The following is a 14,110-nucleotide window of genomic DNA, read 5'->3' as shown; positions in this document are numbered from 1 at the left end:
TTGCGTGGCTCGGGTCCTCGCGGACCGCAGGGAGCGGGGGGTGAGCGAGGCACGCTACTCGCAGGTATCCGGCGCGCGCGGCACTTTCCGCAAACTGAGTGGTCGGTACGCGCTTACTTCGGTGACCTGCGGTGTTACCCGCGTTAACCCCACCGTCCGGCGTCCGCCCGCGGACCGTCCCGCGGTCAGCTCCCCTGGTTCTCCAGTACGGGGAACCGGCGCGGCGCCAGCACGAGCAGGACCACGAAGGCGAGGGCCGCCGCACCGGCCGCGCCCAGGTAGACGGCGTGCACGGCGGCGGCGACCGCCCTGCTCAGGTGGCCGTCGGCGCGGCCGGAGTCCAGTGCGCGGGTCACCGAGTCGAGGTCGCCCGCCCCGCCGAGGCGGGCCGCGAGCACCCCGTTGGCGACCGCGCCGAACAGGGCCGCGCCGACCGTCTGCCCGCTCTGGCGGCAGAACAGCACGGAGGCGGTGGCCGTGCCGCGCTCCTCCCAGCCGACGGTGGACTGGACCCCGATGATCAGCGGGAGCTGGAAGAGGCCGAGCGCGCCGCCGAGGAGCAGCATCAGCAGAGCCGGCTGCCACGGTTCGCCCGGGTAGGGGAGGAAGGGGAACGCGAGCAGCAGGAGCGCGGCGACGCCGATCCCGAGCATCGCCGTGTCGCGGAAGCCGATCCGCCGGTACACGTGCTGGCTGAGCGCCGCCGACACCGGCCAGCTCAACGTCCACACCGACAGCACGAATCCGGCGGCGACCGGCGCCAGACCGAGCACCGCCTGCGCGTACGTCGGCAGGAACACGGTCGGCGCGACCATGAGCAGCCCGAGCGCGCCGAGCGCCAGGTTGACCGCGGCGATGGTCCGGCGCCGCCACACCCAGCCCGGGATGATCGGCTCGGCCGCCCGCCGCTCCACCAGGACGACGACCGCGACGAGGGCCAGTCCCGTGCCGAACAGGGCGAGGGACGGCCCCGACAGCCACGCCCACGCGACCCCGCCCTGCACCAGCGCCGTCAGCAGGACGCCGCCGCAGGCGAAGACGGCGAGCGCGCCCGCCCAGTCGATCCGCGGCCGCTCCCGGCGGGCGACGCGCTCGGGCTCGTGGAGGTGACGGACGATCAGCCACAGGGCGAGCGCGCCGATCGGCAGGTTGATCAGGAAGATCCAGCGCCAGTCCGCGTACGCCGCGAGGAGCCCGCCCAGCGCGGGGCCCGCGACCGCCGACGTCGCCCACACCGTGGACAGCCTGGCCTGGATCTTCGGGCGCTCGTTCAGCGGGTACAGGTCGGCGGCGAGCGTCTGGACGGTGCCCTGGAGCGCGCCGCCGCCGAGCCCCTGCACGACGCGGAACGCGATGAGCGCGGCCATGTTCCACGCGGCGGCGCAGAGCAGGGAGCCGGCGAGGAACAGGACGGCGCCCGCGACCAGCACCGGCTTGCGGCCGAAGGTGTCGGAGAGCTTGCCGTACACCGGCAGGGTGACGGTGACCGCCAGCAGGTAGCCCGAGAACAGCCACGAGAAGACGGAGAAGCCGCCGAGGTCGCCGACGATCTGCGGCACGGCGGTCGAGACGATGGTGGAGTCGAGCGCCGCGAGCGCCATGGCGAGCATGAGAGCGGCGACCACCGCCCGCCGCCGGCGGGCCTCCGCCGGTCCGTCCGCCGGTGCGCCGGCCCGCGCGGCCGGTGTGTCCGTCTCCCCCTGGCCCACTGGATTCCTTCCCCCTGCATCTATCGGCCCCCGACACCTTCTCATCCGGCCGCCCCGCGGCGGGAGGGTGGACGCCGGTAGGGCCCGGAGGTGGAGACGACCCCGAGAAGGACTCCACCGGAGGGTGGAGAGCCCCTAGGGGGACCTCCGTACTACGGCTCGGGGAGGGTTCGTACCGCCGGAGGACGAGAGGGGCACCCGGCGGTCCTTAACCTGGCTTTACGCCGCTGCGGAGCGGTCCGCTGCCCGCCCGGGTCCTGCGGACCGCACCTGCGGGGGTGGGGTTTTCCCCAGGTGAAGAGTGCGCTGGGCACCAGCGCGCCGGACCCCCTGCGGCCACCAGACTGAACGACGTACCGAGCGACCGGAACCCGGGCAGCACCGGGACCCGCCCGGCAGTACCGCCGACGACGCGCGGCACCGCCATGCTCAACCGCCGACCGACATAGGAGACTTACCGTGACAACGGCTGTGACCATTCCCAGGCACGGGGGCACTGGAGGGCGTACGGCCGTTGCCGCCCGGGCGCGGCAGGTCGTCAAGGCGTACGGCTCCGGGGAGACCCGCGTCGTCGCTCTCGACCACATCGACGTCGACATCGCGCGGGGCCGTTTCACCGCGATCATGGGCCCCTCGGGGTCCGGCAAGTCGACGCTGATGCACTGCCTCGCCGGACTCGACACCGTCACCTCCGGGCAGATCTTCCTGGACGAGACCGAGATCACCGGCCTCAAGGACAAGAAGCTCACCCAGCTGCGCCGGGACCGGATCGGCTTCATCTTCCAGGCGTTCAACCTGCTGCCGACGCTGAACGCCATAGAGAACATCACGCTGCCGATGGACATCGCGGGCCGCAAGCCCGACCAGGCGTGGCTGAGCCAGGTCGTCGAGACCGTCGGCCTCGGCGACCGCCTCAAGCACCGGCCCACCCAGCTCTCCGGCGGCCAGCAGCAGCGCGTCGCGGTGGCCCGTGCCCTCGCCGCCCGGCCCGAGATCATCTTCGGTGACGAGCCCACCGGAAACCTCGACTCCCGTGCGGGCGCCGAGGTCCTCGGCTTCCTGCGCCGCTCCGTCGACGAGCTCGGCCAGACCATCGTGATGGTCACGCACGACCCGGTGGCGGCCTCGTACGCGGACCGCGTGCTGTACCTGGCCGACGGCCGCATCGTCGACGAGATGCACCGGCCCACCGCCGAAGCCGTGCTGGACCGCATGAAGGACTTCGACGCCCGGGGACGGACGTCATGACCGTCGTCAAGACCTCGATGCGCAACTTCCTCGCGCACAAGGGACGCATGGCCCTGTCGGCCGTCGCCGTCCTGCTGTCCGTGGCGTTCGTCTGCGGCACGCTCGTGTTCACCGACACCATGAACACGACGTTCGACAAGCTCTTCGCGACCACCGCGTCCGACGTCACGGTCTCACCGAAGGAGGCCAAGAGCGACGACACCCCGCAGAACGGCAAGCCCGAGTCGCTGCCCGCGTCCGCCGTACGGCAGGCGGCCGGCGCCGACGGAGCCAAGTCGGCCGAGGGCGCGGTCAGTTCGATGAACGTGACCGTCGTCGACAAGGACAACGAGAACATGGGCTCCGACAGCGGCGCCCCGACGATCGCCGGCAACTGGACGAAGAACGACCTCAGGTCCATGGAGATCGCCTCCGGACACGCGCCCCGCGGCCCCACCGAGGTGATGGTCGACGCCGACACCGCCGACAAGCACCACCTGAAGCTCGGCGACGAACTGCGCACGATCTCCGTCGCCGGTGACTTCCGGGCCAGGATCAGCGGCATCGCCGCCTTCAAGGTGACCAACCCCGGCGCCACGGTCGTCTACTTCGACACCGCCACCGCCCAGCGCGAACTCCTCGGCGCCACCGGCCGGTTCACCCACGTCCTGGTCACCGCCGCCCCCGGCGTCAGCGACACGCGGCTCAAGGCGAACGTCGCCAAGACCCTGGACGGCACCTACAAGCTGCAGACCGCCAAGGAGAACGCCGACGAGAACCGCAAGGACGTCGGCGAGTTCATGAACGTCATCAAGTACGCCATGCTCGGCTTCGCCGGGATCGCGTTCCTGGTGGGCATCTTCCTGATCATCAACACCTTCTCCATGCTGGTCGCCCAGCGCACCCGCGAGATCGGCCTGATGCGGGCCATCGGCTCCTCCCGCAAGCAGGTCAACCGCTCCGTACTGGTCGAGGCGCTGCTGCTCGGCGTGGTCGGCTCGGTCCTCGGCGTCGGAGCGGGCGTCGGCATCGCGATCGGCCTGATGAAGCTCATGTCGGCGGCCGGCATGAACCTCTCCACCGACGACCTGACCGTCAAGGCGGCCACCCCCATCGCCGGAGTCGTCCTGGGCGTGGTCGTCACCGTCCTCGCCGCCTACCTGCCGGCCCGCCGCGCCGGCAAGATCTCCCCGATGGCCGCGCTGCGCGACGCCGGCACGCCGGCCGACGGCAGGGCCGGCCTGGTGCGCGGCCTGATCGGGCTCCTCCTGACGGGCGCGGGCGTCTTCGCCCTGTTCGCCGCGGCGGGCGCCGACAAGGCGAAGGACGGCTCGCTCATGCTGGGCGCCGGCGTGGTGCTGTCCCTGATCGGCTTCGTCATCATCGGCCCGCTGCTCACCGGCGGCGTCGTACGGGTGCTCAGCGCCGTGCTGCTGCGGCCCTTCGGCTCGGTGGGCCGGCTCGCCGAACGCAACGCCCTGCGCAACCCGCGCCGCACCGGCGCCACCGGCGCGGCCCTGATGATCGGCCTCGCCCTGGTCGCCTGCCTCTCGGTCGTCGGCTCCTCGATGGTCGCCTCCGCCACCAGCGAGCTGGACAAGTCGGTCGGCGCGGACTTCATCGTCCAGGGCAACCAGCGGATCGTCCCGCAGGCCGAGAAGGCCATGCGGAACAGCCCCGGCCTGGCCCACGTCACCCGCTACAAGGAGGTGAACGCCACCCTCACCGCTCCCGACGGCACCACCGACACCTCGCAGGTGACGGCGGCCGACCCGACGTACGCCCAGGACCTGCGCCGCCCCGTGACGGCCGGCGAACTATCCGCCGCCTACGGCAAGGACGCCATGTCCGTCGGCTCCGACTACGCGAAGAAGCACGGCGTGCACGTCGGCGACACCTTCACCGTCGCCTTCAAGGGCGGCCGGACCGCGAAGCTCCAGGTCGCGGCCATCACGGACGACGAAGGCGTCCTCGACAAGGGCGTGCGCTACATCAGCATCGACACGATGGAGAAGTACCTCCCGGCCGACCAGGTCCCGCCCAACTCGATCATGTTCGCCGAGGCCGAGAAGGGCCAGGAGACGCAGGCGTACGCGGCGCTGAAGAAGGCGCTGCACGACTACCCGCAGTACCAGGTCCGCGACCAGACCGACTACAAGCAGGAACTGAAGGACCAGATCGGCCAGCTCCTCAACATGGTCTACGGCCTGCTCGCCCTGGCGATCATCGTGGCGGTCCTCGGCGTGGTGAACACCCTCGCCCTGTCGGTGGTCGAGCGGACCAGGGAGATCGGCCTGATGCGCGCCATCGGCCTCTCCCGCCGCCAGCTGCGCCGCATGATCCGCCTGGAGTCCGTCGTCATCGCCCTCTTCGGCGCCCTCCTCGGCCTCGGCCTCGGCATGGGCTGGGGCGCCACGGCACAGAAGCTCCTCGCCCTGGAGGGCCTCAACGTCCTCGACATCCCCTGGCCGACGATCATCGGCGTCTTCGTCGGATCCGCCTTCGTGGGCCTCTTCGCCGCCCTTATCCCGGCGTTCCGCGCGGGCCGCATGAACGTCCTCAACGCCATCGCCACCGAGTAGCCCCCGCGGACGGGGGTCACGGGGGACAGGCCCGGCCCGGTCCCGGAGAGCCACGGCTCCCCGGGACCGGGCCGGGCCGCTTTCGTTGTCGAGGGGGAGAATTTCAGCCGGTCCGGCGTCTGAGGACGGGCGAGCGGGTGCCAGAGGGGACATTCCAGCCGGTCCGGCATCGAGCACGAGGCCATTCCAGCCGGTCCGCCGTCGAGCACGGGGGAGAATTTCAGCCCGTCCGGCGTTTGAGGACGAGCGCGCAGCGCGACGGGGGGTCTGGGGGCGCAGCCCCCAGGGACATCAGCCCCCACCGTGGGACGGACAACCCACCACGGGACGGAGCCCCCGGCGGCACGGGGACTCTCGCGGGCCGGAGACCCACCACGGGACGGGGACCCCCGGCGGGACGGACACCCCCAAGAGGGGCCCCGGCCCGGGACGCCAGGGCCGGGGCCGTCATCCACAGGCACGGCACCGCCGGCCGCACCGACGTACGCTGGAGGCCCCCGGCCAGACCTCGCGCCGGGCGCTTCGCGTTGCCCACCCCCGGACGGGATTGCCCTTCATGAGCCTGCACGGTCTGCTCGACGCCGTCGTCAAGGACGCCGCCCTCGCGGAAGCGGTGAAGGCCGCCGCCGACGGAAACCGCATGCACGTCGACCTGGTCGGACCCTCCGCGGCCCGCCCCTTCGCGGTGGCCGCCCTGGCCCGCGAGACAGGCCGCCCCGTGCTCGCGGTGACGGCGACCGGCCGCGAGGCGGAGGACCTGGCCGCCGCGCTGCGCTCCCTGCTGCCGCCCGACGGCGTCGTGGAGTACCCCTCCTGGGAGACGCTGCCGCACGAGCGGCTGTCCCCCCGCAGCGACACCGTCGGCCGCCGCCTGGCCGTCCTGCGCCGTCTCTCGCACCCGAGGCAGGACGACCCCGAGACCGGCCCGGTCTCCGTCGTCGTCGCCCCCATCCGCTCGGTGCTCCAGCCGCAGGTCAAGGGCCTCGGCGACCTGGAGCCCGTCGCCCTGCGCACCGGCGAGAGCGCCGACCTCGGCCGCGTCGTCGAGGCGCTCGCCGCGGCCGCGTACTCCCGGGTCGAGCTCGTCGAGAAGCGCGGCGAGTTCGCGGTCCGCGGCGGCATCCTGGACGTCTTCCCGCCCACCGAGGAACACCCGCTGCGCGTGGAGTTCTGGGGCGACGACATCGAGGAGATCCGCTACTTCAAGGTCGCCGACCAGCGGTCCCTGGAGGTCGCCGACCACGGCCTGTGGGCCCCGCCCTGCCGCGAGCTGCTGCTCACCGACGACGTACGTCAGCGCGCCGCCGCCCTCGCCCAGGAGCACCCCGAGCTGGACGAACTGCTCGGCAAGATCGCCGAGGGCATCGCCGTCGAGGGCATGGAGTCCCTGGCGCCGGTCCTGGTGGACGACATGGAGCTGCTGCTCGACGTGCTGCCGCAGGGCTCGATGGCCGTCGTGTGCGACCCGGAGCGGGTGCGGACGCGGGCCTCGGACCTGGTGGCGACGTCGCAGGAGTTCCTCCAGGCGTCCTGGGCGGCGACCGCAGGCGGCGGCGAGGCACCCATCGACGTCGACGCCGCCTCGCTGTGGTCCATCGCGGACGTCCGCGAGCGCGCCCGCGAGCTGGGCATGATGTGGTGGTCGGTGAGCCCCTTCGCCGCCGACGAGGAGCTCGACGCGGCCACCCTCAAGCTCGGCATGCACGCCCCCGAGAGCTACCGCGGCGACACCGCGCGCGCCCTCGCCGACACCAAGGGCTGGATCTCGGACGGCTGGCGCACGGTCTTCCTCACCGAGGGCCACGGCCCGGCCGCCCGCACCGTCGAGGTCCTCGGCGGCGAGGGCATCGCGGCCCGCCTCGACAGCGACCTCACCGACATCAGCCCCTCCCTCGTCCACGTCTCCTGCGGCTCGATCGACCAGGGCTTCGTGGACCCGCGGCTCAAGCTCGCCGTCCTGACGGAGACGGACCTGTCCGGGCAGCGGACAGCGACCAAGGACGGCGCGCGCATGCCGGCCCGCCGCCGCAAGACGATCGACCCGCTCACCCTGGAGGCGGGCGACTACATCGTCCACGAGCAGCACGGCGTGGGCCGGTACATCGAGATGGTGCAGCGCACCGTCCAGGGCGCGACCCGCGAGTACCTGGTCGTGGAGTACGCGCCCGCCAAGCGCGGCCAGCCCGGCGACCGGCTCTACATCCCCACCGACCAGCTGGAGCAGATCACCAAGTACGTCGGCGGGGAGGCGCCCACGCTGCACCGGCTGGGCGGCGCCGACTGGACGAAGACCAAGGCGCGCGCCAAGAAGGCGGTCAAGGAGATCGCGGCCGACCTGATCAAGCTGTACTCGGCCCGCATGGCCGCCCCCGGGCACGCGTTCGGCCCGGACACCCCCTGGCAGCGCGAGCTGGAGGACGCCTTCCCGTACGCGGAGACCCCGGACCAGCTGACCACCATCGCCGAGGTCAAGGAGGACATGGAGAAGACGGTCCCGATGGACCGCCTGATCTGCGGCGACGTGGGGTACGGCAAGACGGAGATCGCCGTGCGGGCCGCGTTCAAGGCGGTGCAGGACGGCAAGCAGGTCGCCGTGCTCGTCCCGACGACACTCCTCGTCCAGCAGCACTTCGGGACGTTCTCGGAGCGGTACGCGCAGTTCCCGGTGAACGTGCGCGCCCTGTCCCGCTTCCAGACGGACAGCGAGGCGAAGGCCGTCCTGGAGGGTCTGCGCGACGGTTCGGTGGACATCGTGATCGGCACCCACCGGCTGTTCTCCTCCGAGACCAAGTTCAAGGACCTGGGCCTGGTCATCGTGGACGAGGAGCAGCGCTTCGGCGTGGAGCACAAGGAGCAGCTGAAGAAGCTCCGCGCCAACGTCGACGTCCTGACGATGTCGGCCACCCCCATTCCCCGTACGCTCGAAATGGCCGTCACGGGCATCCGCGAGATGTCGACGATCACCACCCCGCCGGAGGAGCGCCACCCGGTGCTGACCTTCGTCGGGCCGTACGAGGAGAAGCAGATCGGTGCGGCCGTCCGCCGCGAACTGCTGCGCGAGGGACAGGTCTTCTACATCCACAACCGGGTCGAGTCGATCGACCGGGCCGCCGCGCGGCTGCGGGAGATCGTCCCCGAGGCGCGGATCGCGACGGCGCACGGACAGATGGGCGAGCAGGCCCTGGAGCAGGTCGTCGTCGACTTCTGGGAGAAGAAGTTCGACGTGCTGGTGTCGACGACGATCGTCGAGTCCGGCATCGACATCTCGAACGCGAACACGCTGATCGTGGAGCGCGGCGACAACTTCGGCCTCTCGCAGCTGCACCAGCTGCGCGGCCGGGTGGGCCGTGGCCGCGAGCGCGGTTACGCGTACTTCCTGTACCCGCCGGAGAAGCCGCTCACCGAGACCGCGCACGAGCGTCTCGCCACGATCGCCCAGCACACCGAGATGGGCGCCGGCATGTACGTGGCGATGAAGGACCTGGAGATCCGCGGCGCCGGAAACCTGCTCGGCGGCGAGCAGTCCGGCCACATCGCGGGCGTCGGCTTCGACCTGTACGTCCGCATGGTGGGCGAGGCGGTGGCGGACTACCGCGCCTCCCTCGAAGGGGGCGTGGAGGAGGAACCGCCGCTGGAGGTCAAGATCGAGCTGCCGGTCGACGCGCACGTCCCGCACGACTACGCGCCCGGCGAGCGGCTCCGGCTGCAGGCGTACCGCGCGATCGCCTCCGCCAACACGGAGGAGGACATCAAGGCGGTCCGCGAGGAACTGGTCGACCGCTACGGCAAGTTGCCGGAGCCGGTGGAGAACCTGCTGCTGGTCGCGGGCCTGCGGATGCTCGCGCGCGCCTGCGGGGTCGGCGAGATCGTGTTGCAGGGCACCAACATCCGCTTCGCCCCGGCGGAGTTGCGCGAGTCGCAGGAGCTGCGCCTCAAGCGCCTGTACCCGGGCACGGTCATCAAGCCGACCGCGCACCAGCTCCTCGTCCCCCGCCCCAAGACGGCGAAGGTGGGCGGCAAACCGCTCGTCGGCCGCGACCTGCTCGGCTGGACCGGCGAGTTCCTCACGACGGTGCTGGGGTCGTAGGCGGGCCTACGACTCTCCTGTACCGGAGCGTTCGGCGAGTTCCGGTGCCCCGTCCCCCAAGGGGGAGGGCCGACACCCGTCCCCGTCCGAGGGGAGCCCGGCTCCAAGGGGGAGTCCCGACGCCCCGTCCCCTTCCGAGGGGGGCGGGGCGTTCTCGCGTCAGCCGAATCGGAACGGCAGGCTCGTCAGCCGGGTCGGAACAGCAGGCCCGTCAGGGCGCGGAAGACCTCCTCGGGGTCCTGGTCGCCGACCGGACCGTCCAGGTTGTGCCCGAGGAGCAGCGTGGCGAAGCCGTGCGCCAGGGACCAGGCGGCGACTCCGGCGAGGCGGGCGTCGGTGCCCCTGCCCTCGGACGGTACGGCGGCGACGGCGGCACGCAGCCGCTCCCCGGCCAGCGCCCGCGCCGTCGTCAGCTCCAGATCGCCCTCGCGCAGCAGACCGGGCGTGAACATCACCTGGAAGTGCGCCGGATGCTCGCGGGCGAAGCGTACGTAGCGGACCCCGGCGTCCCGCAGGTCGGCGGCCTCCGCGAGCGCGTCCGCCAGCAGGGCGAAGCCCTCGGCCGCGAGCGCCGTGAGCAGGCCCGTGCGGTCCCTGAAGTGGTGGGCGGGCGCGGCGTGCGAGACGCCGGCCCTGCGCGCGAGGTCCCGCAGGCTCAGCGCGGACGGGCCGTCGGCCGCGATGACGTCGAGGGCGGCGCTCAGGATCGCGCGCCTCAGATCGCCGTGGTGGTAGCGGGGGCGGTCCTCGGACTCACGACTGGTCATGGCAGCAGCGTACGCGGGATCTAGGCATTGACAAGTTCGGTGGGGCTCGGGCAATCTTGTCAGTGTCAAGTTGTGGCCGAGTGGGCCGACGGGGATTCGCGACGGGGAGTGGGGCCATGTCGAAGAGCGTCAGCGAGGCACAAGCGGTGGGCGGTCCAGTGGCGGGGGAGTCGCTGCCGGAGAGCGGGGTGGAGCCGAGCCGGGTCCGGCAGCTGTGGCATCTGCTGGAGCCGCTGCACGCCGTCCTCTATTACGCGCCGGAGGCCTTCGAGGAGGCCGCCGCGCTCGGCCTCGGCACGGACGAGCGCTGGCCGAGCTACTTCCCCTTCCGCGCCGCCCCGTTGGGAGCGGTCGGCGCCGGGCAGGTCGCGTCCGCCTTCTACAGCTTCAGCCCCCGCATGGTCGCCCGGTACATGGACGCCGTGTGGGACCGGGTGAGTCCGGGGGACGTGCTGGCGGCGCGGGTGCGGGCCGTCGGCCGGGCCTACGAGGCGATATTCGGCGACCGTGCGGCCAGTCCCGAGCTGGCCGAGGCCGCCGCCCTGGCCCGCCGTGCCGCCGAGGCCGCGAACACCGCGGGCCGACCGCTGGCCGCCGCCAACGCCGGTTTGGCCTGGCCCGAGGCGCCGCACCTCCAGCTGTGGCACGCGGCGACGATCCTGCGCGAGCATCGCGGGGACGGGCACCTGGCGGCGCTGCTCGTCGCCGGACTGGACCCGGTCGAGTCGCTCGTGTCGTTCGCGGCGATAGGCGCGGCCTCCCGGGAGCGGTTCGAGAGCCGCGGCTGGAGCGACGAGGAGTGGGCCGCGGCGCACCGGCGGCTCGTGTCCCGCGGCCTCCTGGCCGAGGACGGCACCGCCACGGAGGCGGGCCGGGAGCTGCGCCGCCGGGTCGAGCGGCACACGGACGAACTGGCCGCCGCGCCGTGGCGGTTCCTCGGCCCCGATGCCACCGCCCGCCTTGCCGAACTCCTCGGCGAGTTCTGGGTAGCGGTCCTCGGCTCGGGACTCCTGCCGTCGGAGACGACGTTGGGGATAGGCAAGGTCTGACGGGGCGTCGAGCCGGGGTGGCGATGGCGCCGTCGGAGTCGAAGGTGGGGATGGGTGAGGTCTGTTGGGCTGAGTGAGGTCCAATACGGCGTCCAAATGGGGGGAGTTGTCGACACGTGGCGCGCCACCCGCGCCACGGAGTACCCCGCGCCCCGGCGCCACACGCCCCGCGCAAGACGAAGCCGCCCGGGGAGACGAACCTCCCGGACGGCTGACCTCCCCCTCCGAGGCCGAAGCGTCAGAGCCGAGGGAGTCGGGGGTCGAGACACGGCCGAGTCGCTGTCTGCGCGGGCGGAGTTACGGGCGACGGACGGACTCTCGGTCCACAACTCTCCGCCCGCTACTCTCGGTCTACAGCTCTCGGGCTGCGGGCGGACTCTCGGGCCACGGCCCTCCGGGCCACGGCCTACGGCCGGTCGGGGTCGTCGCGGCGCATTCCCATGCGGTCCTCGGCCTGTTGCTGCGCCTTGTCGACCTGTTCCGTGTACTTGTCGCCCGTCCGCTTGTTGATCTCGCGCTCGGCGGCGTCGGACATGTTCGGACCCTTGTCCCGCGCGTGGCTCTTGAACCTGTCGAAGATGCCCATCCAGAGCTCCTTCCAGAGGTGACTCACTCCGACGATACGCCCGGCGTACGACGATTGCCCGTTGAGGCCCGGTATGGTCCGCGCCTCCCGGCCGCTACGGTGGAGATCAGCGAGGGCCGCCCGTGCGGGCGGCTCAACAGGGCAAGGGGAGGGGTGTCGTGGTGCGTCCGAGGGGTGGGGTGGCCGCCGCTGTTCTGGTGCTGTTGGCCGTCAGCGGCTGCGCGGAGCAGACGACGGGCGTCGCGGGACCCGAGGACACGGCGGCCGGCGGTGCCGCGCTCACCGCCGTGGACTCGCTGACCGTCAAGGGGCGTGCGCCGAAGACCGGTTTCGACCGGGACCGGTTCGGCACCGCGTGGGCCGACACGGACTCCAACCGCTGCGACACCCGGGACGACATCCTCAAACGGGACCTGGAGGACGTGAAGTTCAGCGACGGCGCGTGCAAGGTCGCGTCGGGGAGGCTGGACCCGGACCCCTACACCGGCAAGGACGTGGCGTTCGCGCGCGGTCGCAGCCAGGTGGACATAGACCACATCGTCGCCCTGTCCGACGCCTGGCAGAAGGGCGCCCAGAAGTGGGAGGCCAGCAAGCGCATCGCGCTGGCCAACGACCCGTTGAACCTCCTCGCCGTGGACGCAAGCACGAACCGCAGCAAGGGTGACGGCGACACGGCGACGTGGCTCCCGCCCAACAAGCGCTACCGCTGCACCTATGTCGCCGCCCAGGTGGCCGTGAAGAGGAAGTACGACCTCTGGGTCACCGGCGCCGAGAAGTCCGCGATGAAGCGGGTGCTCTCGGGCTGCCCCGGCCAGAAACTCCCGGAGGGCGGGAACCCGACCAGGGCCCCGGAACGCTTCCACGCGGGCTGACCGTCCCCGACGGACCCCGGGCGATCCTCGGCGCATCCCCCCGGTGCGGTCCCCGAGGCGCATCCCTGCGGTGCGGACCCCGGCGCTCTTTGGTGCGGGCCGGCGCTGTCCGGTGCAGGCCGGCACCGTCCCGTGCGGTCCTTGAGCGTCCCCGGCGCGGTCCCCGGCGCCGTCCGGTGCGGGGCGGCGCTGTCCGACGCGATCGTGCGCGGCCCCCGGTCCGGCGGGCCGGCGCTGTCCGACGCCATCGTGCGCGGCCCTCGGTCCGGCGCTGTCCGGTGTGGGCCGCCGTAGTCCGGGCGGTCGTGCGCGGCCCCGGTCCGGCGGGCCGGTGTGACCAGTCCAGCGGACCGGTGTGCCCCCCCCCGGGGCGGCTTCCGGCGGCGTTTCCTGAAGAGCTCCCGGTGGGCGGCTCCCGGCGGGCTGGACCCTAGCTGAGCTTGTCCAGGTCCATGACCTTGCCCTTGGGGGCGTCGGCCGGGACCGGCTTGTCGTAGTCGCTGAAGGTCAGGGTGCCCGGGTCCTTGGCGGACTTGCTGATGACCCGCAGGATGTACGGCTTGCCCTCGGTCGCCACGTAGAGGGTGTAGCGGTCCTTGCCGTCCTTCTCGTGCAGGACGATCGCCGGGGTGCCGTCGACCGACGAGGTCTTGCCGCGGGTGGCGTCGGAGTTCACGTCCCCGGCCTCGGCGAGCACCGTGTCGAGGTCGCAGAAGCTCGCCATCTCCTTGGCGTCGGCGCTGGTGGCGGACATCTTGGTCCAGCGGCCCGCGAGCATCTCCACGACGCCGTCGGTCTCCTCCTTGGAGTCGCCCTTGCCCTGCTCGCGCAGGAAGGCCTCGTCGTACTTCATGTAGAGCGTGTCGCCGGTCTTGATGAGCTCGGCCTGGCCCTTGTCCCCGAGGCCGATGGTGCCGGCGCACTCGCCCTTGGTGTCCATGGCCATGTCGAGCCGGATGGTGCCGCCGCTCTCCTCGTCGGGGACGTCGCCCTTCATGCGCAGCGACTCGGCGCCCCTGGTGGCCTTCACGGCCCGGTCGGCGATCTCGCCGCCGGTCAGCCCGGCGAAGGGACCCTTCGGCTTGTTGTCCGCCTTGTCCTCGCCGGACTGGCAGCCGGTCAGGCTCAGGGTGGTGGCGGCGGCGAGGCAGAGAGCGGCAAGTGCGGTACGACGCATGGGAATTCCTCGAGGTGAGAGGCGGGTGTGGGCGTGCGGGGCCGACGCGACGCG

Annotated in this window: 9 protein-coding genes; 5 read left to right on the top strand and 4 right to left on the bottom strand. The window is 72.2% G+C overall.

Translation table 11 applies throughout. From position 1 onward, the window contains the following. Nucleotides 1-185 precede the first annotated feature (185 nt). On the bottom strand, nucleotides 186-1,754 hold the full coding sequence (locus tag ACFYQQ_RS21865) for an MFS transporter (RefSeq protein ID WP_388904994.1): 1,569 nt from the start codon (nucleotides 1,752-1,754) through the stop codon (nucleotides 186-188). Between the two features lie 414 nt (nucleotides 1,755-2,168). Between ACFYQQ_RS21865 and ACFYQQ_RS21860 the strand changes: the two genes are divergently transcribed. From ACFYQQ_RS21860 to mfd, 3 genes are all read left to right on the top strand, one after another. Then, a complete protein-coding gene (locus ACFYQQ_RS21860) occupies nucleotides 2,169-2,957 on the top strand; it encodes an ABC transporter ATP-binding protein (protein WP_356164021.1) in 789 nt (262 codons plus the stop codon). Continuing rightward, nucleotides 2,954-5,518, top strand: a complete 2,565-nt coding sequence (locus ACFYQQ_RS21855) for an ABC transporter permease (protein ID WP_388904993.1) — start codon at nucleotides 2,954-2,956, stop codon at nucleotides 5,516-5,518. Before ACFYQQ_RS21860 ends, ACFYQQ_RS21855 begins: the two co-directional genes overlap by 4 nt. Nucleotides 5,519-6,074: 556 nt before the next feature. Next, nucleotides 6,075-9,605: a transcription-repair coupling factor gene (gene mfd, locus ACFYQQ_RS21850; RefSeq protein ID WP_355779145.1), complete on the top strand. Its 3,531-nt coding sequence runs from the start codon at nucleotides 6,075-6,077 to the stop codon at nucleotides 9,603-9,605. A gap of 185 nt (nucleotides 9,606-9,790) precedes the next feature. Here the strand turns inward: mfd and ACFYQQ_RS21845 are convergent, their stop codons facing one another. Beyond that, nucleotides 9,791-10,372 carry a TetR/AcrR family transcriptional regulator gene (locus ACFYQQ_RS21845; RefSeq protein WP_355779148.1) on the bottom strand — a complete coding sequence of 194 codons (582 nt, stop codon included), beginning with the start codon at nucleotides 10,370-10,372 and terminating at the stop codon, nucleotides 9,791-9,793. Between the two features lie 116 nt (nucleotides 10,373-10,488). Here ACFYQQ_RS21845 and ACFYQQ_RS21840 point away from each other — a divergent pair, with 116 nt between their 5' ends. Further along, complete coding sequence (locus ACFYQQ_RS21840; protein ID WP_388904992.1) at nucleotides 10,489-11,421, top strand: hypothetical protein; 933 nt, start codon at nucleotides 10,489-10,491, stop codon at nucleotides 11,419-11,421. 406 nt (nucleotides 11,422-11,827) lie between these two features. On the opposite strand, the gene ACFYQQ_RS21835 is transcribed toward ACFYQQ_RS21840, so the two are convergent. Beyond that, entirely contained in the window at nucleotides 11,828-12,007 is a 180-nt protein-coding gene (locus ACFYQQ_RS21835) for an antitoxin (RefSeq protein WP_355794424.1), read from the bottom strand. Between the two features lie 158 nt (nucleotides 12,008-12,165). Here ACFYQQ_RS21835 and ACFYQQ_RS21830 point away from each other — a divergent pair, with 158 nt between their 5' ends. Next, nucleotides 12,166-12,879 (top strand): HNH endonuclease family protein, encoded by a 714-nt coding sequence (locus ACFYQQ_RS21830; protein ID WP_355794423.1) that lies wholly within the window; start codon nucleotides 12,166-12,168, stop codon nucleotides 12,877-12,879. 430 nt (nucleotides 12,880-13,309) lie between these two features. Here the strand turns inward: ACFYQQ_RS21830 and ACFYQQ_RS21825 are convergent, their stop codons facing one another. Next, on the bottom strand, nucleotides 13,310-14,056 hold the full coding sequence (locus ACFYQQ_RS21825; RefSeq protein ID WP_355794231.1) for a hypothetical protein: 747 nt from the start codon (nucleotides 14,054-14,056) through the stop codon (nucleotides 13,310-13,312). Between the last annotated feature and the right edge of the window lie 54 nt (nucleotides 14,057-14,110).

The organism is Streptomyces sp. NPDC005496, from assembly GCF_042872045.1.
Classification (GTDB): domain Bacteria; phylum Actinomycetota; class Actinomycetes; order Streptomycetales; family Streptomycetaceae; genus Streptomyces.
Note: the sequence above shows the minus strand (reverse complement) of the source record. Positions and strands in the feature narration are given on the sequence as shown.

Excerpts from the sequence above, each read along its gene's own strand:
- ACFYQQ_RS21865 (WP_388904994.1), bottom strand. The coding sequence starts at position 1,754 with ATGAGAAGGTGTCGGGGGCCGATAGATGCAGGGGGAAGGAATCCAGTG.
- ACFYQQ_RS21840 (WP_388904992.1), top strand. The coding sequence starts at position 10,489 with ATGTCGAAGAGCGTCAGCGAGGCACAAGCGGTGGGCGGTCCAGTGGCG.
- ACFYQQ_RS21845 (WP_355779148.1), bottom strand. The coding sequence starts at position 10,372 with ATGACCAGTCGTGAGTCCGAGGACCGCCCCCGCTACCACCACGGCGAT.
- ACFYQQ_RS21825 (WP_355794231.1), bottom strand. The coding sequence starts at position 14,056 with ATGCGTCGTACCGCACTTGCCGCTCTCTGCCTCGCCGCCGCCACCACC.
- ACFYQQ_RS21855 (WP_388904993.1), top strand. The coding sequence starts at position 2,954 with ATGACCGTCGTCAAGACCTCGATGCGCAACTTCCTCGCGCACAAGGGA.
- ACFYQQ_RS21835 (WP_355794424.1), bottom strand. The coding sequence starts at position 12,007 with ATGGGCATCTTCGACAGGTTCAAGAGCCACGCGCGGGACAAGGGTCCG.
- mfd (WP_355779145.1), top strand. The coding sequence starts at position 6,075 with ATGAGCCTGCACGGTCTGCTCGACGCCGTCGTCAAGGACGCCGCCCTC.